We start from the raw sequence: 24,396 nt of genomic DNA, 5'->3' as shown, positions 1-24,396 counted from the left end.
CGTCCTCCTTTCTCTTAAAATTATTATACTTAATCCTCTGCCTTAATGGAAGCAGTTTCCCAAATAAATTTTACATTTCCTTTGACACCATCTGCTGTCCTGGTAAATGTGTTATATTCATTTCCGGCATCCAGTACTGCATCTACTTTATCCAAGAGTTCTTTCAAATCTCCGTTGTAAGCATCTGCAAGTTTCTCAATTGCCTGCTCATCAAACTGTGCCATTCCATCTGCCAGTGTCTCAGAGCCATCCTCTAACTGGTCTACACCATTTATCAGAAGGTCTGTTGCACTCTTTAAAGAAGTCATTCCTGCATTCAGTTTGTCATTATTTGCAACTAAGGTATTTGCTCCGTCTGCCAGCTGTTTTGCACCATTGGTCAAATCTGTAATTCCCTGTGAAAGTGCGCCATTTACAGAGCTGTCTAATGTATTAACACCTGCTACAATTCCATCGTCACCATTCAGGCCTGCATCTAAGGATGCTGCTCCAGTCTTTAAGGTTGCAAGCTGTGTATCATCAAACTGTGCAAGTCCTGCCTGTACCTGAGCCAGTGCCTGTGCACCACCTGTAGTTCCAAGCTTGGTTGCAACTGCTGAAATATTCTGTAACTGGGCTGCATAAGCTGTGCTTAAGCTATTGAAATCAACCGCACTGCCTGCCTGGGTAGTTACTGCTAAAAGTGTTGCATTGGTTGTATCATCCAGCACATAAATATTAGCATCTGCATTAACCGCCTGTAATCCGCCACCGGTTGCTGCTACTACCTGTGAATAGGCACCGTTTAATGTACTTCCCGGGGTCTGTAACTGCTGTAATACTGCAAGATAATTTACTGCTGCACTGGTATAATCAGTCAATGCGGAAGTAAATGCTGCCTGTGCATCTGCTGAAGATGCATAAGCATCCATTCCTGCAAGACTGCCATTTACAGTAGATTTCAAGGTTCCGATTCCATCTACCAGCTGGGCAACTCCACCATTAATCTGTGTTGCACCGGCTCCTGCCTGCTGCACACCAGTCTTTAATGCAGATACACCACTTGTCAGTGCCGGAGCACTTTCTGCAAGCTTTGCAATGCCGGAGTTTAAGGTATTTGCACCATCTGCTACTGCAGATGCACCAGAAGTATAATCTTTCACACCAGACTGTGCTGTTCCAACACCAGCTTTAAATTCTCCAAGACTGCTCTGTAATGTTTTCAGTCCGTCGGATAACTCGCTGCTGCCATCTACCAACTGGTCAGATGCATCAGTCATCTCATCTATTGTATCGGATAATACAGATAAGTCAATATCTCCATTTACATTCATTTCAGAAAGAAGGTTGCTGGATGCCATGGATACTGTCATGTCCAGTGAGAAATCTTCTACATCTGCAGTTACTTCTACATAATCCGGGAACTGGACATCATCACCAAGGTCAGCATCATCAATACCAAGGCTTTCTTTTAAACCTGGCATTGTGATTCCTACCACAATATTGTTTTTTCCATCAGAAATTACTTTTCCATTGGTAACTTCTACATTCGTGAAGTTATCATTTAATACCATTCCGGTTACAACAGAGAACGGAACATAGACATCTGTGGATTTGCCATCGATAGTCTTTGTTGTCTTCTCATTATTGGTAAATTCAAAACGCATGGTAACTTTTCCGCTCTTTCCGGCTAAATCCTTTGGAGCAATTTCTTTTCCATCCAGATAGTAAGTAATTTTCTGGGTAATCGGAGCTTCTTTATCCGTAGTACCCTGATAGAAGATATCATTTCCCTGTGCATCCCAGGTTACTTTATCTCCATCCTGTTTGAAGGTCTCATCGCCTTTTACATTCTTGATATCCTTTAAATCAGATGCGTCCTCCAAAGTATCTGCATTCTCTTTATTCTTTAACCAGTCACTTACGATGGTTTTATTTACGGTACCATCTGCATCTGCAATCATATATACTGTTTCATCTTTTCCGGTTTCTTCTGTTTCCTTATCGGAATTCAGAAGATTTCCCAGCTGGTCTTTTAATTCCGATTTGGTTTCTTCTGCGTCTGCATTTTCTGCATCTGTATCCTCCGTAGAAGCTTCTTTCTCAGTAGTCTCCTCTGATACGCTTTCGGTAGATGGCTTTGCTGCATTTACCTGCCATACGCCATAACTGGTTCCAAGCATTGCCACCATCAGCACACCTGCGATTACACGAATCGCATATTTATTTTTGAATTTATTCTTTAATTCTGAAAATTTCATTGTTATGTCCTCCTTCTTAATCTATACCGTTTTGTTCTTGTTGCGGAAACCAGCACTGGTTACGCAGATTACTTTATCAAATATCATAAACAATGAAGGTAGTACAAAGATTACAACCAACATACTAATCAGTGCACCTCTTGCCATCAATGTACATAAGGAACTAATCATATCGATATCAGAATAAAGTCCTACACCAAAGGTTGCTGCGAAGAAACTTAATGCGGATACGATAATGGACTGGATGGAGCTCTGCAAGGCACTTGTAATTGCTTCCTTCTTCCCGGCTCCCTTATATCTTGCTTTTTTATATTTATTGGTCATCAGGATTGCATAGTCAACCGTTGCACCCAGCTGAATGGTTCCGATTACGATGGATGCGATAAACGGAAGCTGTGTACCGGTGTATGCCGGAATACCCATGTTGATAAAGATTGCAAAGTAAATTGCAGCTACCAGGATAATCGGCAGTGATATAGATTTAAATACAACTGCGATGATTACGAAAATTGCTCCGATAGATACTGCACTTACGACTTTGAAGTCATGGTCTGTCGTGGTAATCAGATCCTGCGTACATGGTGCTTCACCAATTAACATGCCATTTTCATCATAGTTCTTAATAATGCCGCTGATGGCATCACACTGTGCATTTACTTCATCTGATGCTACTTTATACTCGGAAGTAATCAGCAGCAGTTCATAATTTTCATTTTCCAGCTCGCCACGGATAGAATCCGGGATGACATCTCTTGGAATTGCCGGTCCGACGATTGCATCCAGACCAAGTGTTGCCTTTACACCATCCACATCATCGATTTCATCAATCATCTTCGATATGGTCTTTGGCTCTAAGCTGCTGTCTACTAAAACAATGTGGGTAGCACCCATATCAAAATTTTCTTCCAGCTTGTTATTTGCTGCAATACTTTCCAGTGAATCCGGCAATGTACCAGCCAGATCATAATATACGTTCGTATTGTTATAACCCCAGATTGCAGGTCCTAAGATTACCAGGAATAAAATAATGAATATGTAATAATGGCTGGTAATCCAGTTTGCAATATTTCCAAGGTCCGGCAGAATAACACGGTGTTTGGTTTTCTCAATTGCCTTATCAAATACCAGAATCAGGGATGGAAGGATGGTTACGCAGGCAATTACACCAAAGATAACACCCTTAGCCATTACCACACCAAGGTCAAGTCCCAGGGTAAAGCTCATGAAGCATAATGCAATAAATCCGGCTACTGTAGTAATGGAACTTCCGACTACAGAAGTAATGGTATTTGAAATTGCATGTGCCATGGCACGATTCTTATCTCCCGGGAATCGTTCCTGATTCTCCTGATAACTGTGCCACAGGAAAATGGAGTAGTCCATGGTAACACCAAGCTGTAAGACTGCCGCCAATGCCTGCGTTACATAGGAAATTTCTCCTTTTATTACGTTACTTCCCAGATTATATACGATTGCCATTCCGATACTTAATAAGAAGAACAACGGAATGATTGCGGAATCCATTGTCAGGGAAAGTACCAGAACAGATAACAATACTGCAATCAATACATAAAACGGAACCTCTTTGTTGGTCAGATCCTTAATGTCTGTTACAACTGCTGACATACCACTTAAGTAACACTGTTTTGTTGTGATTCCACGAATCTCTTCAATGGCATCCATTGTCTCATCTGCTGACATGGAAGTATCAAACAAAACCGCCATCAGCGTGCTGTCCGATTCATCATTGTTGAATATGTCATAAATTTCATCCGGCAATACGTCCATTGGTACGGATAAGTCTGCCAGTGAATCATACCATATAACAGATTTAACATGGTCTACATCTGCAATCTGTTCCCGAAGGGTGGAGATATCTTTATCTTCCATACCTTCAATGACACATAGGGAAAATGCTCCTGTACCGAACTCATCTACCAGAATATCCTGTCCTTTCATGGACTCTAATTCATCTGGCAGATAGGAAAGGATATCATAGTTAACCCTTGTGTTAAAGTAACCAAATGCTGCTGGAATCAGTAAAGCAAAACTGATAATAAGTATCAGGACTCTGTGCTTTACGACGCCCTTTCCAAATTTAATCATCTCTTTACCATCTCTTTCTTTTTCATGTTTTTCTAGGTAAGAGTATAAAAAAAAAGACTGCATCCGAACATATGCAATCTTTTTTGGCTGTATCAATCCAATATACAAATTGTTGAATCTGTAACAGTTGCTATACATATCTGCCAATTTGTATATTAATTATCGCCTATAATATCTGCGATAGAATTGCGGATCATATAATTATAAATATCCGACATCTCTTTTGCAGGCATAGACATTCCACTTTTTATCCAGGTAATTACCAGAAAACATAAGGACTGGGCATGATACCGGGCAATCCGCTCTTTTGTAAGCCATGGCGACGGAATCTTCTTATCCAGATTCTTCTCTTCCAATACTTCTATCAGTGTTCCCGTAATGCATTCCTTTACAATATCTTCAAAAGAGTTCTGTCCCTCTAAGCGGCTTGCTTTGGTATAGAAATCTTTTTCTTTTTCAATACCAGCAAATATAATAATTAACGCCTGATCAATCATTCCATTCTGAATCAACGGCTTTACCGGCTCTAATAATTCAGTCCGGATAATCCACTCTAACAGTTCATACTTATCCTGAAAATGATTATAAAAGGTCGGACGGATAACTCCCGCTTTATCAGTTATCTCCTTGATTGTAATCTTTTCTATAGGTTGCTTGATTGTCAGCTCTTTTAGGCTCTCCGCAAGCAGTGTATCGATTGCGTTCCTTCCCTGATTCGTCATAACTTCCTCTCATCTTCCTATCAAACAGCCGTCTAAACGACCAGTCGCACTATGGTGATACTTCTTGCTTCCTTATCATTCTTAAGGTCTATGATTTCTCCTGTATCACAGACTTTTACAATCGGGCGAAGCACAAATCCCTGATAATTATGCTTTACTACTGCCATTCTGCCATCAGAAAGCTCCACTTCACAGCCTGCCGGATAGACAGCCACCCAGCGTAAAAATACTTCCACCAGCTTCGGATCAAACTCCGAACCGTTCATTGCCATTATATATTCAATGACATCTGCCGGTGGCATCGGATCACGGTATGGCCGTTTTGAAATCATGGCATCATACACATCTGCCAGTTTGATAATTCTTCCATAAATACTGATTTCATCACCGGATTTTCGCATCGGATAACCTTCGCCATTATAGCATTCATGATGTTCTAATACACCAAGATATACTTCCGGTGCGAAATCAAAATTATCCCTCAGGAACTCATATCCTAACTTCGGATGCTGTAATACGATTCTTCTTTCATCCTCGGTCAGTGCACGACGTGCATTTAATATATCTATCTCTAAGAATTTCTTTCCGATATCATGAAGTAATGCAGCGGTAGTAAGAATGCGGAGCTCATACTCATCCATTCCATAATGTGCTCCGATTACTGCGGATAAAATTTCCACATTTACAGAATGAAAATAAGTATAATCATCATAATTCTTAAGGCTCATCATGTTATACATTACTTCTTCATTTTCCAGAAGACTGTCCACCACCTGCATGACAGCTTCCCGGATCTGCCATTCCTGTTCACTGACATCTTCCTCTTCCATGCGGTCAACAAACAGATGATGTACTATTTCCAGGCTCTTTGAGTGAATAGACGGCTTAATTACTTCGGCAATCTCTATTTCTTCGGAAAACTTATCATCAATATAAAGACCCGGATAACCCATCTTATCCAGATTCTCTATCTGTTCCTGATTCAAAATCTGATGTCTGCCTAAAAGCATGACTCCCTGACCGTCTAATATGTCCTGAGCCAGTGCCATTCCGGCTTCCACCTTTTTTATTGGTAGATAACGCATCTAAATTGCTCCTCTTTGTCTTTTGTTACCCCACACGCCTATTCTATAACATTTTATCTGCGATTACAACTTTTTTACTCATCAAATTCTACCGTCACAAAAAAGCCCTTCGGTGTTTCCTTTACGTCCACTACCGTCCCTTCGGTAGACTTCAGGCGTTCCCGGAAGGTATAATTTGCTGACATTGCAAATGCATTTCCAAGTGTATAGTAATAGGAAGTCGGCAGCTTACTCTCTGTCACCGGTAACACATCTCCTACTTCCAGTAACCCGGTTCTCTCCATTTTAAACTCCATCTGCCGCATTGATAATACGCCTCCTGATTATGCTTCTAAATTATTCATTTTCTTCTGAATCTTCTTCTACTGCTTCTACATCAATGGCTTCTGCCGCCTGTTTTGCCGCTTTGACAGCACCTGCCACACGATATACTACAAACAAATCACTCAGTCCGTCATAAATCAGTGCAATTCCTACGATTACCATAGCAATCTGTACCATCTCGATGGCTTTCCAGATTAATAATATTCCGAATGCAAAATTAAGAATTGTAATCAAAAGCAGGATTCCCCATGCTGTGTCACCATTCTGCTTTGCTTCGATGGTCATCCGTAAGTCTTCCAGACCATGCATCAGCAATACGACTCCGATTACTACCGGGAATATCTTTGCAAAGTTCAATGGCTGTACCAGAATCCATACCCCCAAAATAACCAGTGCAATTCCGGTTGCCAGTCCCAGCCTGCTTTCGAGTTTATTTCTCATATAAGAAATAATATGTCCGATTCCCATCACGCATAAAATAGCTGCCAAAATATAGCAAAGTACCTTTGTTACCTGCGTAGGCCATATCATAAGAATAACTCCCAGTGCCACACAAAGAATAGCGGATAATATAACATCTGCTTTGATTCTCTTTAATGTTTCCTTCATAATAAATACGCTCCTTCCACTTGTTTTTTTATTTCATTTCTTTCCTTTATTTTGCAGTAATATCTGCATAGGCTGCTCCGGTTACTGCTGCTAAGTCTGCCGGAGATAACGCCATGGATGTGCCGATCCTTCCTCCACTGATATAGATTTTATCAAACTGTTCCATACTTTTATCTAAAATGGTCGGAAACTGTTTCTTCATTCCAAGGGGACTGCAGCCGCCTCTTACATAACCGGTAATCTTTGTAATATCTTTTACATGAATCATTTCTACGGATTTCTCACCGGCCGCCCTTGCTGCCGCCTTTAGATCCACCTCTTCTGCAATCTGTACCACAAAGACATAATATGCCTTGCTTTTTCCCTGCATGACCAGTGTCTTATACGTCTGCTCCACCGGTGCTCCGGTAAGCTCTGCCGTATGCAGTCCGTCAATAAATTCATCACATTCATAATTTAAGATTTCATATGCCACTTTATGCCGGTCTAAAATCCGCATGGCATTAGTCTTTACTTCTTTTCCCATGGTTTTATGCTCCTTTTGGGTTCTTTTTGCATGTTACTCATCCGCTCCATTCACATAGGTTTCTAAAAAAGAATGTTTTACCCCATCTTTCTTATAAGCGATAATGGTACTTAAATTTACATTTTCCACACTGCGGAAGATATTATTTTCCACATATGGATTCACTTCTTTTAATCTGGCAATCAGCTGTTTGATTTCCATCCGTTTTGATACGGTACGTCCATCCGGGTCACAGGTGGTACAGGTATCGGTAAAATGGCAGGCACACTGGATAAAATGCAAATCATTATAATCTCTCCAGTGCTTGATATCATCCTCCCGGATTAAATACATCGGACGAATCAGTTCCATTCCTTCAAAATTCGTGCTGTGAAGCTTCGGCATCATGGTCTGTACCTGTGCACCATAGAGCATTCCCATTAAAATAGTCTCAATGACATCATCATAATGATGTCCCAGTGCAATCTTATTACAGCCTAATTCCTTTGCCTTACTATATAAATAACCGCGGCGCATTCTCGCACACAGATAGCACGGAGAATTTTCAATCTCATATACCGCATCAAAAATCTGTGTTTCAAATACCGTAATCGGAATCTGCATCAGCTCTGCATTCCGTTCAATCACTTTACGGTTCATCTCACTGTATCCCGGATCCATCACTAAGAATACCAGTTCAAATTGGAATTTATTATGCCGCTGCAATTCCTGAAAGAGTTTTGCCATCAGCATGGAGTCCTTACCACCGGAAATACATACTGCCACTTTGTCTCCCGGCTGCAACAGTTCGTATTCATTGATTGCTTTTGCGAATTTACTAAAGATTGCTTTATGAAATTTCTTGCGGATGCTCTTCTCAATTTCCTGACAGCGTTCCTCTTTCTCTGATGTTTTCTTCTGGAAACTGTCCAGCAGATATGCGCCATAGCCGCCCTCTAAGCTGACTGCATCAAAACCTTCTTCCCTTAGTCTTTCCGCTACTCCGATACTGTTGATTCCTTTGGCACAAAATAGTATCAGACGCTTGTCTGCCGATAGTTCCTCTTTTCTCAAAAGAATCTCCTGCTCCGGCAGATTGACTGCTCCCCTGATACTTCCATAGCGGAAGGCATCCTCATTTCTGATATCGATTAACTGGTATTCCCCAGTCTTATATTCTTTTAATTGTGCCAGATTAATCTCAGTATCTGCCATGCTTCCGCTCCTTACTTTCAATTTTTCTCTTATTTTATACTAGGCGTTTTCTTTTATCAATACCTTCTGTTTCCATTTTCCGCTCCGCCACCGTAAAATCATTCCCACTGCCCGGACACATTCATCCATTGCCATACCGATATATGCTCCACAAACCAGCAATCCTAGATGAATTCCGAAGAAATAAGTTCCCCCCACCGCACACAGGTACATGAATATCGCAGCAATCACTGTAGTAAATACCGCATCACCGCTGGTCTTTAAAGCATTTCCGTATACCAGATTAGTCACCCGTCCAATTTCAAGGATAATATCGATAGCCAGCAGCTTTCCAACCAGAGATACCATCTGTGGATCAGCCGTAAACATCTGTATCAGCCAGTGGGACGATAACGCGAAGATGCTCTCCAGTATCGTCGCAACAATTACACCTACAACTGCTGCTTTTCTGGTTCCTTTATCGCAGGCTTCATAATCCTGTGCACCAATCCGCCAGCCGACCATAATTGCATTTGCCTGGGCTAACGCTGCACCTACGCAGTAAGAAAAATTTGTAATCTGCATGGCATAGGAACGGGCTGTTACGTTCATTCCATTGGCATCCATCTGATTTAAGAAACGGATAATCAAAGTCATTGCCACATTATATAGTGCTGTTTCCAAGGCAGAAGGCAGTCCGACCTTGACAATCTGTCCGAATACCACACGGTTCTTAAGCCTCTCCTTCTTCTCCTTCGCATGAATATAATAATGTCCGAAGCAGATTACCAGGCCAAGATTCAATAGCCTTGAAATTACTGTTGCTGCAGCAACTCCTGCTACTCCATAGTGGAACCCAAAAAGGAATACTGCATTTAAGATAAGATTTAAAATGTTGGCAGATACCGTTGCCACAAGAGGCTGTCTAGTATATCCAAACGCTCTTAAGTAGCTGGAGAAAATCGGAATCAGTGCGTTTAAAATACATCCGCCTCCCACAATCCTAAGATATGTTTTTGCATACTCCATCAGAGAATCTGCCACACCAACCGCTGATAATATCATTCCTGACTGGAAGAACAAAAATACCGCAAGAATTGCTCCTACAATAGCGTTAAATAACATGCCAAGCTGTCTTGCCTGATATGCAATCCCCTCTTTTCCGGCACCGATATACTGCGTCATAACCGCAATCATTCCGGCTGAAATAACAGAAAACATAATGATAAAAATACCTATATAGGTATTGGCTGTTCCAACAGCACCGACTGCTGCATCTCCCACAGATGAAAGCATCAGTGTATCCACCATGCCGGAAAGCATATAACATAATGTTTCCAGGCAGATTGGTACAAACAATTGTCCAAGAGTTTTCTTTTGTTCCACGTTTTGTCCTCTTTCTTTTCTTTCGATAGTTCTTTACATTTTATAATTTATCTTTTTGAATGGCGTCTGTGTAGTCTGCCAAGACGGGATGCGGTATCAGGGTGTAAGTAGTATCTGGAATTTGTTTTTTCGTTGTCTCTGTTCCGGCAACCGGTGCAAAGTCACATCCCTGTTCCTATGCACCTCGCTGGTACATCCCTGTACCAGCGTTGCCAGATAAAGAACAAATTCCAGATACTACTAACAGCCCCGATAAGCATCCCTGCTTTGGCAGACTACACAAACGTTTATCTAAATAGCAAGCTGCAAATAATAATAAAATCAATAGCTATGCGCAATTACAAGAAAATCCTGCGGACGCAAATGTAACAAACTTACATTTATTTTTGGTCTGCAGGATTTTATTTTACTGCGCTATCTGACTTTTATGCTACCGGCTGTTCAGACTGTTTATCATTCATTACCAGCTTCAGCAGAATCGGGGTAATCAATGTTGTCACGATTACTACCAGTACGATTGGTGCGAAGAATCTATCGTCTAACATGCCGCACTGATATCCCTTCTGGGCAACAATTAACGCAACCTCACCACGGGAAATCATTCCGACACCAATCTGTAATGCTTCTTTATTTGTATAGCGGCAGAACTTTGCGCCCAGTCCGCATCCAACCACCTTGGTCAGTAAAGCAATAACTAAAAGGATAATGGTAAATCCTATCATAGAACCTGTCATTCCGTCTAAGGATGTCTTAATACCGATACTTGCGAAGAATACCGGTGAGAAGAATAAGTAAGACGGGAAGTTGATTCTGTCTTTTACATATTCACCGTTCTTCATGCTGCAAAGCATCAGTCCTGCAAAATATGCCCCTGTAATATCTGCAATGCCGAAGAATTTTTCCGATACATAGGATAACAGGAAGCAGAATGCCAGTGCAAATACAGTAACACGTCTTTTCTGACCTTCGCTTTCAATTAATGGTTTGCATTTTGATACCAGGAAGAATAAGATTCCGATTACAATAAAGTAAAGAACGATCTTAACCATAACAGTAACCGGATTTACGCTTGTATCCTTTAAGCTCGTTACAATGGTAAGTACAATAATTCCAAGAATATCGTCAATAACAGCTGCGCCAAGAATGGTTGTTCCGACTCTTCCCTTTAAACGTCCCAGTTCACGCAATGTTTCTACTGTAATACTCACAGATGTTGCTGTCAGCACAACTCCGATAAAGACAGATTTCAATACCTCCTGATAATCTGCAAAATCTGTATGGAAATACAATGCATACCCTAAAAATCCACCAATCAGAGGAACAATAACTCCGATTAAAGCAACGATAAAGGATGCCAATGCATTTGCCTTGATTTCTTTCAAATCAGTCTCCAGTCCTGCGGAGAACATCAGGAAAATAACTCCGATTTCAGCTGTAATTTCAAGGTATACTCCGTTGGTTCCATCCAGTGTGATAAGTTTTAATACAGATGGTCCTAAAATAATACCGGCTGCCAGTGCTCCTACTACTGCCGGCATATGCACTTTTCGTGAGAAAAGTCCTAATACTTTTGTTGAAATTAAAATAATTGCTAAAAAAAGCAGAAATTCATAAGATTCCATAATATGACCTCTTTCCTTTCTTCTCTTGTTTTTTCTTTTTACATTCTCCTAAACCCGGAACTATGTTAACTCTTTTTGTTGGTAATAGCAATATATTTTTTCTTTTTTTGTTACTTAATATTTATATATTTTCCAGGATTTTTTGTTACTTTTTCACAATTAAAAATCAGTCATTCTTTTTAGCATGAAAAAACAGCCCTTCCGGACTGTTTTTTCGAGGAGTTTAGTTATGAAAATGTTTCATCTATTAAAAGGAAATTATTGCCACTTTTTTCTCAAACGAAAGGAAATCTGTTTTTTTATTTTTGCGTTCCTTCATTTGATAGATTCATTATATCCATGAAATGTGTCTAAAGTGTGTCAGTTTTCGAAAAGGATTCTAAAAAAATCTAAAAAAATATTCCCATTTAATTTATATTTTATTTAGAATTAAGTAATGTTTCGCACAATCGCAGCTTTTCCAGTGTTGCCGCGCTGTTTTCAAATATTACCCTGCCTTTTCCGTCTCCGGTATACAATAATTCCTTTTCCATAAGCCGCCGTCTGGTCTCCCGTGCCACACCGGCTCCTCCATCAAAAAATTCCACCGTATTCCCCATCACTTCTGCTATTGCATCCTTTACAAAAGGATAATGGGTACATCCCAAAACGATTGCATCCACTGTTCCCTCACAATATGGTTTCAACAGTCTGTATAAAAACGCCTTCAAGTCTGCACTGTTTAATTCTCCACGCTCAACAAATTCCACAATTCCGGGACATGCCAGCGGATAAATCTCCGCTTCCTTTTCATAACGCGCCATAAGCCGTTGAAATTTTTCTTCCCGGATTGTCATTGGCGTTGCCATAACAAGTACCCGTGGATGCTCCATAAACTGTACTGCAGGCTTTAATGCAGGTTCAATTCCAACCACCGGTACATCCGGATATTCTTTTCTCAAAATCGAGACATCTGCACTGGTTGCTGTATTACAGGCAATCACTACTGCTTTTGCTCCTTCCGACAGAAGATGTCTTACATGACATTCCGTAAGTTCCCGCACCTCTTCTAAGCTTTTTCCACCATAAGGTGCATTTTTAGAATCTCCAAAAAATATATAATTTTCATTTGGCATCAGGCGTACCAGTTCGCGTAATACACTTATTCCACCTACACCTGAATCAAATACTGCAATTGGTCTTTCGGTCTGTTTCATGATAGCCCCCCTGTTTTCGCATACAAATAGGTTCTCTTCTTTCGTAAAAAACTGCTGAAAACAGTTTTTCCGTTTTCAGCAGCAATTCTTAATTTTCCCTCGGGCATCTACGCACTCTCTTAATATTGCAGTCCTGCACATCACACGGAGCACAATCTACCAGTCCTTTTAAGTAGCAGAACGCCTGCCGGCTCTCCTTCTTAGCCTTGTCTTCTTCCCGCGGACACCTGGACACATGCTTTACATTGCAGTCCTGAATCTGTCCCGAACTGCAGTCCACAAGCCCTTTCAGGTAACAGAATTTGTTTTCCATTCTTTCCCCTATCTACTCTTTATCGCCCCAACACTACTTCTCTAATGTCTTACTTATTTTATCATCTCAGGTTCTGATGTGCAAGCCATAACGGAGTTGTCTTTTAAATACTTTTCCAGCGAAAACGATTACTATTTATTTTTCATATAAAAACTCTTCCGGCAATGTTACGTTAAAATCTTTTGCCAGCTGCCGGAATTCATCCGGCTGGATGGTCTGACGTTTCTTACTCTGCATAGATAACATCTTCACCAGTATCTCTGCTGATTTTTCAGCTGTGTGCATAAGTCCAAATGTCAGATCAAAATCTTCTCCTGCCGCAAACGTACCATGATGCGCCCAGATTGCCAAGTCATATTTTTCCATCAATTTGCTGGTAGCAACAGCTATTTCTCTGCCGCCTGGCACCATCCACGGAACAACACCAATTCCATCCGGGAATACAACCGGACATTCTGTTGCCATTTCCCAAAGTTCCCTTGTAAATACTTTATCATCCAGTGGAAGAACAAAGGTCAGGGCAATAATATTGGTGGTATGTGCATGATATACAACTCTGTAATTTGGATTTTTCTTCTTTTTTACTTCCAGATTCATCAAATGACTCGGTAATTCAGAAGTTGGTCTTCCACCATTTACCAGTCCCCAGACAATACGGTAATTTTCTCCTTTTTCATCCAGTTCTATCATGCAGATGGAATCTTCCGGTTTCAAAATCACATTTCGAAAATACTTGCCGCTTCCAGTTACCAGAAAATATTCTCCTGCAAGATATGGCACAGATGTTCCGATTGGCTGCCATTCTTTACTATTAAAATTTTCTTTTACCATTTCTACTTCTTCCGGTTTTACACGATACGATAAATTACCGCCATTTCTTTCATGCCATCCCTGTTCCCAGCCATCATTTGCCATACGGATGAATCCCTGTACAAATTCTGCATCTAAAAACTTCATTCTCTCTTTTCCTCTTATTATATCTTTCTGATATTTTTCTTTCTCAACTATTATTGTTTGTATGTTCTCTAGTTACGGTTTACCAATACTTCTTTTTCATATTTTTCGATTGCATCATAGAAATGTGCATCATCTGTAACACCTTCCCGTCTGCAATATTCTTCCCAGACTTCTCCAATTGGAAGCATCTTTACTGTCTCCTGCATTACCATTAATCTGCCCAGCTGATTGGTATCCTGTAATTCCTTCAACTGTTCATTCGGAGTACATAAAGCCATAAGCAGAGCCTTCTGCCAGCTTCGGAATCCTGTTGCAAGTGCAGAAACACGATTAATGCTTGCATCAAAATAATCCAATGCCATATACACCCTGTCCAGCGCCTGATTTCTTACAATCTCTTTTGCCATTTCCTTTGTTTCATCATCCAGCAAAAGAACATGGTCGGAATCCCAGCGCACTCCTCTTGTAATATGTAATGCAAATTCTGGATAAAAGCACAACATTGCAGGTATTTTATCTGAAACATATTCCTGTGGATGATAATGTCCATTATCCATAAGCGGCATACAGCCCTCATGCATTGCAGCAAAGCTTAACGTAAATTCTGCAGAACCTACCGTATAAGATTCTACTCCGATGCCAAAGACTTTCGATTCCACGCATGGTTTTACGAGATTTTTGTCATATGGTTCTGATAATATCTGCTCTATGGAATCCTTATATCTCATGCGTGGTCCCATTCGGTCTGCCGGCACATCCTTAAAACCATCTCCGGTCCATATATTCATAACGCAAGGCATTCCCGTTTCTCTTGCGAAATACTCCGAAATGCGGATACATGCCTTTCCATGTTCAATCCAGAATTTTCTGATTTCCTCATCGGGACTGGAAAGTGTCAATCCATTCTTTACTTTTTCATGTGAGAAAAATGTAGGATTAAAGTCAATTCCCATATGATGTTTTTTTGCAAAAGCAACCCATTTTGCAAAATGCTTCGGCTCTAAAGCATCTCTGTCTGCAAATTCGCCTTCTTCAAAAATAGCATAAGACGCATGAATATTTAATTTTGCTGTACCCGGCATAAGTTTCATTGCTTCTTCCATATCTGCCATAAGCTGTTCTGGTGTCTTCGCTCTTCCCAGATAATTCCCTGTTGTCTGGATTCCACCGGTCAATGCACCATCATTATCAAATCCCATTACATCATCGAGCTGCCAGCAGTGGAGGGAAACCGGAACCTTTTTTAACTGCTCCATTGCCTTTTCCGTATCTACTCCCCATGCGGCATATTTATCTTTTGCCATTTCGTAACTTGTCATACTTTCTAATCTCCTTCTCTATGCTTTATATATTTTAATTTCAAAGGAATGATAAATACACTCCCTCGCTTCTTTCAAATCAGCGAATTCTCCTGCTGTAATCATCTGTACGGAAATATTTCCCAATGCCGTTGCCTCTGTCGGTCCAGCCAGAACTGTTTTTCCGGTATATTTTGCTGTCAGTTTGTTCAGAAAATCTGCATTTGCACCACCTCCAACAATATGGAGTTCCTGATATTTCTGTTCAGTAATTATTTCTATCTCTTTTGCTGCCATGGCATAACAGTTTGCCAGACTGTTATAAATAACAGCCGCTATTTCTCCGATTGTCTTTGGAACCTGCTGCAGCGTCTCCCAGCAAGCACTTCTTACTTCCTCTACCATACTTTCCGGTGCTAAAAATCTTTCATCATTTACATCTACCAGCGAGGTTATTTTTTCTTTCTCTGCCAGTTCACAGATTTCCGCAAAACTCATATCCGGAACAAGTTCTTTTCGAACCGACTGTATCATCCACAATCCCATGATATTTTTTAAGAAACGATAACGATATCCATAACCGCCTTCGTTGGTAAAATTGTGAAGCATACTTTCTTTGCTGCAATCTGCCTGCAGCCGTTCTGTTCCCATCAAAGACCATGTACCAGAACTGATATATAAGGTCTCTTCTTTCCGGGACGGCACTGCTACAACTGCTGATGCTGTATCATGTGTCGGTGGCAGAATCACCTTGCAGTTAAATCCCACCTGTTTTTGAATCTCCTGTTCAAGTTCTCCGACTTCACAGCCTGCCATTTTTATCTCTTGAAAGATATTCCGCTTTATTCCAAGCTTTTCAAGCAGTTCATCATCCCAGTCTTTTGTTGCCGGATTTACCAGCTGTGTTGTAGTTGCATTCGTATACTCCTGCACTTTCCTGCCTGTTAACAGGAAATTAAAATAATCCGGAACCATCAAAAAAGTTTCTGCACGTTCTAACTGGCCTGGTTCTGTCTTTTTTAATGCCATCAGCTGGTAAATTGTATTAAAAATCTGTTTTTGGATTCCTGTTCTCAAATATAACTGTTCTTCCGTTATTAATTTGTATACCTCTTCATCCATTCCATAGGTCCGCTTATCCCGGTAAGCAACTGTTTCACCAATTCTTCTGTCATTTTCATCTAAAAGCACATAATCCACTGCCCAGGTATCAATTCCCATGCTATATGGAATTTTTCCAAGTTCCGCACACTTTTTCATTCCTGAAAGAATTTCCTGAAACAGTCTTCTGACATTCCACGCTTTATAACCTTTCCGATCAATCATTTCATTGGAAAAGCGGTAGATTTCTTCTAAAACTATTTTTCCATCCTCTAAGTGTGCCAGCATGTGTCTGCCACTGGATGCGCCAATGTCCACTGCAAGATAATATTTTGTATTCATTTTCACACTCCTTCTTCCTGTTCGTTAATCTAAATCTAACAAAAATAAGGACAGTTTGTTAGCCTCTCATTAGACCAAAAAACTGTCCTTATTTTCCTTGTTTTAAATTCTTATATGCACGTCTTTCTTATGTAAATCACGATATTTTTTTGGTGTCATTCCATAGCGTTTCTGAAACTGCCGATAGAAATAACTCTGGTTTTCATAACCAACTTCCAGTGCAATGTCCTCCACCGTAAGTTCAGTCTCTACTAACAGATATACTGCCTTTTGAAACCGTTTTCTCTGCAATAGTTCCTGAAATGTATATCCTGTTTTCTGCTTCATCAATTTACTCAATACTGTCATCGACTGATGGGTATCTTCCGCAATCTTAGTCAGATTTGCATTCTGGCAATCACTGTTAATATATTCCATCACCGCCTGTACAACAGTTTCCTTATAATCAAGGGATGAGTTATGGCTCAAATTTTCCAGATGATTCAACAGATATAAAAATACAAGCCCCATGGTATACTGATTGGCAATATCTTCATTACAATGTGTATGCAGCATGGATTCTATCATATTTTCCATCAGATTCTCCACCTGTAAATCTTCTTTTAAACGAAATAGCAGATAATGGGAAACTGGATTCTTCTGCCGCATTGCACCAATTACAAAATCAGCCAGTACATTTTTCTCATGCAGCATCGTAAGTGGAACTTCAAAAAATTCCGGTAATGCAATAAAATTAATTCCAATATCTTCATACTCAGCCCTTTTTATTGCATGTGACACATGCTGGTTCAGCATCAGCACATCTCCTTTACGCAATACCAGTTCTTTTCCTTCTATATAATGTGTAATACTGCCCTGTACCACATACATCATTTCCACATAATTGTGCCTATGCTCCGGGAAATCCACAAACCGGCTGTGTGGACGTACCGTAATCAGCTTTCCTCGCTGCAGTAATCTTTTTCTGTCAATCTCTGTCAGGTTATCTTTTGCATACAGACTTTGTTCCACCGTACTTTGTCCTGATTTATACTTCTTTTCTTCCTCCGATATTATCATCAATTCGTCCAGAAGTTCTTTTCTCATCCCGTTTTCTCCTCAATGAAACTTTTCCTAAAAACAACAATACAGCCAATATGCTTCCAGAAGCTGCCAGTAATACGAAAGTCTGCTGCCATTCCGTCTCATCGCCTGTCTTAATCTCCTCTGTTTCCAGTGGAGTCACAGGTTCCTCCCTTTCTTCCTGCGGTTCCTGAGGTCTTGAAACTGCCTTCCTTGCCAGCTTTAAATCCACTACCGCATCCTTCATCCAGACATACTTTTCATCACCTGTTTTTTCGATATTCTCCATAAAACCAGGCAGTGTAATCAGATACGGATCTGCCTGATAGACTTCATCGGATAAATAAAGCGGTTTCATGCAAACTAAATATACTCCGGCTTCCATTCCATCCTTGCTTCCTGTATTATCTGTCAGTTCAATCTCTGCATCCGGTTCTGTCTTTGCACTCTCATCCCATTCGGTAACCCCAAGAGATGCCGCCACATCTTCTGCTTTTTTCTTATATTCACGGGCGGATGATTCCACGGATAACTCCTGTATATTTAACCCGGAATATTTTTCTAAATCACGGTATTCCCCTGTCTCTGTAATATCTGCAATGCGATATAGCCTAAGCTCCAGCTTCTGCTCTTTTAAAGTTGCACGGTATGCATTGGGAATTTCAAAAGTAATAGAACATGGTTCCGATACCGGAATATCCTCCTCTGCCCGTACACTCTCTGGCTGCAGACCAGCAAAACATATCATTATGAATAGTATTTTACAAACTATTTTATTCCTGTGCTTTCTCCCTTTTGTTCCATGGCTGCTTTTTTTCTTTATCATCCAGATGATACTTCTGCATATTACAATGGAGCCTATAGCAGCTATTATTCCAATAAAAATCCATGCCAGATAATTCGTATGAATGCTTTTCTTTGCCTGTCTTTCCTGCTCCTTCTCCTGTTCCTCTACATAAGGCACTCTGTGTCCACGCACCAATAAACGCTGCGTATTTACACCATATGGCGTACAAGTAACCAGCGTTACATAATCCTTCCCTTCTTCTACATTTAAAATCTCTGTATCTTCCGGCATCACAGTTTCTATCTGATCTACTTCGTATGCCAGAATATCATCTAATATATATAAGTAGAACTGGTCTCCTTCTTCCAGTAAATCAAGGTCTGTAAACAGGGACATTCCTGGAATTCCCCGATGCGCTGCTATGGATGTATGTGTTGAAGTTCCACCGATTGGCAGCGATGAACCCTGGATATGTCCTGCTCCTTTTTGTAATACCTCTTCTCTGGAAGTATGATATACAGGTATAATTTCGCCAATCTTCGGAATAGACAGATAACCCATCATACCATCCCCATTCTGATTCAGGCAGGACATATATTCACTATCCTGCTGTGTTACTTCCTCCTGTTCTGCCTGAATGAAACTATCAGGAATTACAATTGGCTGCAACCGCTCGTTATATGCCGCTGCTTTCTCCCACTCCTCTTCTAAACTGGTATCCTCCGCTTTTTCTGCATTTTCATACTGATATTCTTCAAACTTTAATGTGCTATTATACTCGTTCCACATATTAGAAAACATTGGATAAAGCAGCAGGGCAAAGCCTGTCAAAAAGCCAACTGCCATGAGAAACATTAATGTTTTACGTACAGATTCTTTCATTCTACTTTGCCCTCTCTTAATTATTTTACCTGTTTTCTTTTTCTCAATGAAACAAACATTGTTCCAAATCCTGCCATTAAGACAACTGCTGCAACAGTCAGTGCAATCATTCCTGCTCCACCTGTCTCCGGTAAGGTAATAAGTGGTGTATTATTAATTCCAAACGTATCTGCATTTGCAGCATTGTCTGTTGTATTTATTGTTCCATTATCCAGCTTTTCATGTGTAAAAGTAATAGAATTTCCAGTTGCGCCATTTACTCTTACCGTATAATTCTTTAATTCTCCTGTCAGTTCATTATAAGTCGGTGTGATTACAATCGTATAAGTAGTCTTATCCAATGCATATCCCAATGGTGCCTTGGACTCTTTTAAAGTATATGTACCTGCATCCAGACCGGTTGCTGTCAGCTGACCATTGTTTTTTGATACAATATAATCATATGTTCCACTTGTCTCGGTAGTATATTCACCATCACTGGTAAAATATAACTGCTTTCCATTTGCATCAAATAACTGGAACTGTGCACCGTCCAGTGCTACTTTATTATCAAGTTCTGTCGTTGTCTTTACACCATATTTGGTAATCTCTGTAGTTTTCTCAGAACCAGTTCCATTTACCAGAGTATCAAATCCAAATGTATAATGATGTGTGATATCCTGCATCGGATCACTCATATCAGTACCGGATGCTACCGTAGAATACTTTAAAGTTGCTTTATTCTCATCTGAATCAAAGTTTACTTTTGCTTTCTCATTTACTTTTGCCTGATAAGTAATTGCAATCGTATTTCCTGCATACTGATAAACATCCTCACCATATAAATCTAATGTAAAACCACTTGTGGAGGTTGTAATATTGGTTGAAGTACATTTCTTGTTTGTTACAAATAAATCATTGATGGATGTTCCTTCTAATTTAATAGAACTTACATCCAGAGTCAGTCCATCTGTGAGTGAATCCTTAATATTATAATGTAACTTATCAGATAACCAGGATCCCTGATAATCCGGAATTGTCATCGTAATCTTAAATTCTACTGTGTCTCCAATATTCGCATCCCCATATTTATATGCATTTCCATTTTCAATTACTTCCTTCTTCATGGTTGGATCGCTGGATTTCTTCGCTGCTACATGAATCACTCCGTTTTCATCTGCAATAGATGCTATTCCAGTACCACTGTACTGATAATTTACCGCAACCACATTACCACTATAAGAATATTCTTTGACCTGTTTATTTGCAGCGATTACATATAAACCAGGTTTTACATTTGATACACTATAGGAAGCATCTGCAGCATTATACTGCATGTGTAATACAGTCTTATCTACAACAGCATCTCCTTCTCCATCATGTAAATCCCAGTCATCAGCTCCCATTGTTGAATTCAGATTCATATAAAAATAAACCAGATCATCTGTATCCACTTTGCCATCTTTTACTCTCGACTCAACATTTCCTTCCGGATTGTATTTCCAGTAATGATTTCCATTTGCATCTACTGCATCAATTGCAACTGCATATGCATAAACATTGCATCCTTCCTCAATTCCGGTTACCTGAATTGTGGTGGTAGGATCTGCTGCCCTAACCGTTTTTGCCGGCAGAATTATACTAAATACCAGCATTACTGCCATCATCATTGCCTTCCATCTTCTTACTCTCTGTTTCATATTCTCTCTCCTTTACTTGTTCAGACAATTATCAAAGCGGTGCTCAAAGCCGCCTTGCAATCGTCCAATTCGTATCAACACTGTCAATCATTCTTACATTTTTAGGGAATTTAAAAAAAACTAAGTTATACTACTGATTGGGGAAGAACCTATACTTTTTTGCTGACGTTGGGAAATCACCAGCATTAGTACGGCAAAAAAACTCATGAAAAGTGTACCGATAACCGCAAGCGGATAGAGCCCTCCGCTTTTTGTTTCTGGCATACGATATACTGCTTTATCTATAATTGAAAGTGTTAATACCCTATTTACCGCATCATATGATGCTTCTCCATAACCTGCTCCACTCTGTGTTACTTCTATTTGTGAAGCATCCTCATTTACACTTAAGATAATATCTTCCATTATTTCATATCCCACAGGAGCATGTGTTTCCCGCAGAATATAGGTTGTATTACATGCAAACTGTAATGAATTTCCATTTGTATCTGTAAATTCTAATTCTCCAATTTCATGTCCATCTGTTCCATCTGAACTTGTAAGCGATATAATTTCCATTTCGCCGGATGCTTCCACCTGATATAATGTAAATTCTGCACCAGACAAAGCCAATGCATCCATTACCTTTGTTCCATATTTTCTTGCCTGCAAAGTCCATGTCGGTGGTTTTTCCTCATCATAAACAGAAAATACTATGGCATCTTCCTGTCTTGTTACACGCCAGCTTCCATATTCTGTTGTGCCACCTGTATCTGCCCCGGAAAGTGTATTTCCGTCTTCTAATAAAACATCATTGATAAATACCTGATTTTCTTCTTTTATTCTGATGTCTATCACATCTGACATTAAATAAAAGTTTTCCGGTGCTTCTGCTTCTCTTAATTTATAATGGGCTCCTTTTGAGCAGCTAAATTCTGAACCATATAAATCCAACAGTTTTACCGTTCCATTTGTATCTGTTGTTCCGTTTGCCACCAGTGTAACCGGTTCTTCTGCTGTATATAATTCAAAACGCGCTCCTGAGAGTCTCTGCTGGTATTCTGTGTCACGGTACTTATCTACCTGAATGGTATAATCTATATTTTCTTCTAACAGTTCCGTAGAATTTTTCAAAGTAAACACAATTTCTTTATTCACCAGCATTCCTTTGTCGCCATATGTAGAATTCACTACCTGTTCAGACGTTCCAAGCACTTTGTTATTGGCAACCACTTCTACAACTGATACTGTCTTTCCGGTACTTTCATCCAGCTTATGTTTAATTTCAATAACAGCTAATTCACCTCTTGCCACATACCCATCCGGCGCAGTATCCTCTGTCAAAACATAAGTTCCATCATCTACCATTAACTTTCCCATTTTCTCAGCATCCAGATAAATATAAGTTTCACCGGCCGCCACGCCATCTTCTTCCATACCGGTTGTTCCACTTATTCCGATATCTTCATAACGCACTGTTCCGTCTTCCGCTATATTCTTTTTCTTAAGTGAAAATACAGCCCCATTTAATCTGTCATCCGTTCCAATATCCCGTTTTGATATTTTGATACTATAGTACACAGCATAATCTTCCTCTAATTTATCCCGTTCTGTATAAATCAGATAATTATAATTCTGCATCTGTCTTTTGTCTCCTGGTGAATCAGAAGCCTGAATCAGCATGGTCTGTCCCTTTACATCTTTATAGGTATACTTCCTGCTGTACAAATCTGCCTGATAAGACGGCCAGTTGGACGGATATTCCTTTCCAGCCATTTCATTCTTCGTCGGGTCAAATCCCGCCGAAATCATCAATCCTTTTGTAGAATTAATAAAATAACTGGAATAAGTATAAAATTCTTCCTGTGAGATTGGATTTTGCGAAGTTCCTTCGGTCTGTGTCGCATTTTCAATAACTGTATGTCCGGTACAGACTGCATTACTGTTGGGATATGCTGAATCAATATCTATATATCCATCTCCCACTACAACAAGCCTGTCTGTAACCTTAATAAAATGCTTCGTCGTGCTTGCCCAGTTATTCTGGTGCAGATATACAATTCCTTCTATATCTATAACACCCTCTATTCCAAAATATCCATAATTATATATGGCATTTTTAGTCTTATTTCCATTATAAGCTGCGCAATGTATCACAGCCTTGCTTTCACCGCCCTCTTCTTTCTTCGTTCCACCTTTCATATAGAAATAGCCTGGTCCATCTCCGGAATCATCTACATAAACAGCAGCTCCTTCTGATGCATTACAATTTTCAATTGTACCTCCATACATATAAAAAGACGGTTTCTTCCCGGAGAAAGTGCTTGCCACATATACTGCACCGCCATACTGTGATGCCTGGAAATTACGTATAACTCCACCATACATGTGGAATACCGGTGTTCCCATATTACTTCTGGATAAATTCACGCAGCCACCACTCTGTGGAAGCTTTGTCATATTCTCCCCTTCCAATGTTCCACCATATAAATTTACTGTGCCGCCACTATAGATCCAGATTAACTGACAGGATGCGTAAATGACACCTCCACCGGCAGAATCCCGGATATTGAGTACTGCATTATCGCTGCATAACATAAAACTTGCGTTATTCTGCATCGTCATCTTATGGCCATTCAAATCAATATCCAAAACACCATTTAACTGACAAATGCCTGAAGCTGTCACATCCTCTGTCAAAGAAATTGTTCCTCCACCGTTATAACTGCCCAGTGAAATCGTGCCACTTCCATAAGTCTGTGAAAAAAAGGCTATCTTGTTTTCTTCTGTATTATCTACATCTTCTGTGTCCTCTGTTTCTTCTGTACTCTGCTCTAACTCACCTATCTCTGTTTCATAAATTTCTTCACCATTTTCCTGCTCTTTTGCATTCGCATTCTGTGCAAAAGACAGCAGAAGTAATAGTGTTACCGCTAATAATGCCTGTACTATATGAAATTTATGTTTCCTTTTTCTCCCACAAAAAAGCATTTTCCCTCTCCATTAA

General features: G+C 40.0%; 19 protein-coding genes. All 19 read right to left on the bottom strand.

The window, feature by feature from the left end; translation table 11 throughout:
• Window positions 1-29 precede the first annotated feature (29 nt).
• A complete protein-coding gene (locus DWW33_RS08930; protein WP_118639306.1) occupies window positions 30-2,240 on the bottom strand; it encodes a hypothetical protein in 2,211 nt (736 codons plus the stop codon).
• Between the two features lie 21 nt (window positions 2,241-2,261).
• On the bottom strand, window positions 2,262-4,346 hold the full coding sequence (locus DWW33_RS08925) for an efflux RND transporter permease subunit (protein ID WP_117696583.1): 2,085 nt from the start codon (window positions 4,344-4,346) through the stop codon (window positions 2,262-2,264).
• 155 nt (window positions 4,347-4,501) lie between these two features.
• On the bottom strand, window positions 4,502-5,068 hold the full coding sequence (locus tag DWW33_RS08920; protein ID WP_022242980.1) for a TetR/AcrR family transcriptional regulator C-terminal domain-containing protein: 567 nt from the start codon (window positions 5,066-5,068) through the stop codon (window positions 4,502-4,504).
• 32 nt (window positions 5,069-5,100) lie between these two features.
• Window positions 5,101-6,153 (bottom strand): HD-GYP domain-containing protein, encoded by a 1,053-nt coding sequence (locus DWW33_RS08915; protein WP_118639305.1) that lies wholly within the window; start codon window positions 6,151-6,153, stop codon window positions 5,101-5,103.
• A gap of 74 nt (window positions 6,154-6,227) precedes the next feature.
• Window positions 6,228-6,458, bottom strand: coding sequence for a hypothetical protein (locus DWW33_RS08910; RefSeq protein ID WP_022242978.1), 231 nt, complete (start codon window positions 6,456-6,458; stop codon window positions 6,228-6,230).
• Between the two features lie 31 nt (window positions 6,459-6,489).
• A complete protein-coding gene (locus DWW33_RS08905; RefSeq protein ID WP_118057082.1) occupies window positions 6,490-7,086 on the bottom strand; it encodes an HdeD family acid-resistance protein in 597 nt (198 codons plus the stop codon).
• Window positions 7,087-7,132: 46 nt separating this feature from the next.
• Entirely contained in the window at window positions 7,133-7,612 is a 480-nt protein-coding gene (gene ybaK / locus DWW33_RS08900; RefSeq protein ID WP_022242976.1) for a Cys-tRNA(Pro) deacylase, read from the bottom strand.
• A gap of 33 nt (window positions 7,613-7,645) precedes the next feature.
• Window positions 7,646-8,806 (bottom strand): ATP-binding protein, encoded by a 1,161-nt coding sequence (locus DWW33_RS08895; RefSeq protein ID WP_118172869.1) that lies wholly within the window; start codon window positions 8,804-8,806, stop codon window positions 7,646-7,648.
• Between the two features lie 39 nt (window positions 8,807-8,845).
• Complete coding sequence (locus DWW33_RS08890) at window positions 8,846-10,171, bottom strand: MATE family efflux transporter (RefSeq protein WP_118639304.1); 1,326 nt, start codon at window positions 10,169-10,171, stop codon at window positions 8,846-8,848.
• Between the two features lie 425 nt (window positions 10,172-10,596).
• Window positions 10,597-11,793 (bottom strand): cation:proton antiporter, encoded by a 1,197-nt coding sequence (locus tag DWW33_RS08885; protein WP_117696568.1) that lies wholly within the window; start codon window positions 11,791-11,793, stop codon window positions 10,597-10,599.
• Between the two features lie 419 nt (window positions 11,794-12,212).
• A complete protein-coding gene (gene murI / locus DWW33_RS08880) occupies window positions 12,213-12,989 on the bottom strand; it encodes a glutamate racemase (RefSeq protein WP_118639303.1) in 777 nt (258 codons plus the stop codon).
• A gap of 88 nt (window positions 12,990-13,077) precedes the next feature.
• A complete protein-coding gene (locus DWW33_RS08875; protein WP_118639302.1) occupies window positions 13,078-13,302 on the bottom strand; it encodes a hypothetical protein in 225 nt (74 codons plus the stop codon).
• A gap of 135 nt (window positions 13,303-13,437) precedes the next feature.
• Entirely contained in the window at window positions 13,438-14,259 is an 822-nt protein-coding gene (gene rhaD / locus DWW33_RS08870; protein ID WP_118172873.1) for a rhamnulose-1-phosphate aldolase, read from the bottom strand.
• A gap of 68 nt (window positions 14,260-14,327) precedes the next feature.
• The gene (locus tag DWW33_RS08865; protein WP_118172874.1) at window positions 14,328-15,578 is read right to left on the bottom strand and encodes an L-rhamnose isomerase; all 1,251 of its coding nucleotides are present in this window, start codon (window positions 15,576-15,578) and stop codon (window positions 14,328-14,330) included.
• Window positions 15,579-15,596: 18 nt separating this feature from the next.
• Complete coding sequence (gene rhaB / locus DWW33_RS08860) at window positions 15,597-17,000, bottom strand: rhamnulokinase (protein ID WP_118172875.1); 1,404 nt, start codon at window positions 16,998-17,000, stop codon at window positions 15,597-15,599.
• 102 nt (window positions 17,001-17,102) lie between these two features.
• Complete coding sequence (locus tag DWW33_RS08855) at window positions 17,103-18,086, bottom strand: AraC family transcriptional regulator (protein ID WP_117841630.1); 984 nt, start codon at window positions 18,084-18,086, stop codon at window positions 17,103-17,105.
• Complete coding sequence (locus DWW33_RS08850; RefSeq protein ID WP_118639301.1) at window positions 18,028-19,731, bottom strand: class C sortase; 1,704 nt, start codon at window positions 19,729-19,731, stop codon at window positions 18,028-18,030. Before DWW33_RS08850 ends, DWW33_RS08855 begins: the two co-directional genes overlap by 59 nt.
• A gap of 20 nt (window positions 19,732-19,751) precedes the next feature.
• The gene (locus tag DWW33_RS08845; RefSeq protein ID WP_118639300.1) at window positions 19,752-21,410 is read right to left on the bottom strand and encodes an isopeptide-forming domain-containing fimbrial protein; all 1,659 of its coding nucleotides are present in this window, start codon (window positions 21,408-21,410) and stop codon (window positions 19,752-19,754) included.
• Between the two features lie 120 nt (window positions 21,411-21,530).
• Window positions 21,531-24,380, bottom strand: a complete 2,850-nt coding sequence (locus tag DWW33_RS08840; protein WP_118639299.1) for a prealbumin-like fold domain-containing protein — start codon at window positions 24,378-24,380, stop codon at window positions 21,531-21,533.
• Window positions 24,381-24,396: the final 16 nt, after the last annotated feature.

It is taken from the genome of Roseburia sp. AF15-21 (genome assembly GCF_003479505.1).
Taxonomy (GTDB): Bacteria; Bacillota; Clostridia; order Lachnospirales; family Lachnospiraceae; genus Roseburia_C; species Roseburia_C amylophila.
This window is presented reverse-complemented; position numbering and strand designations above follow the sequence as displayed.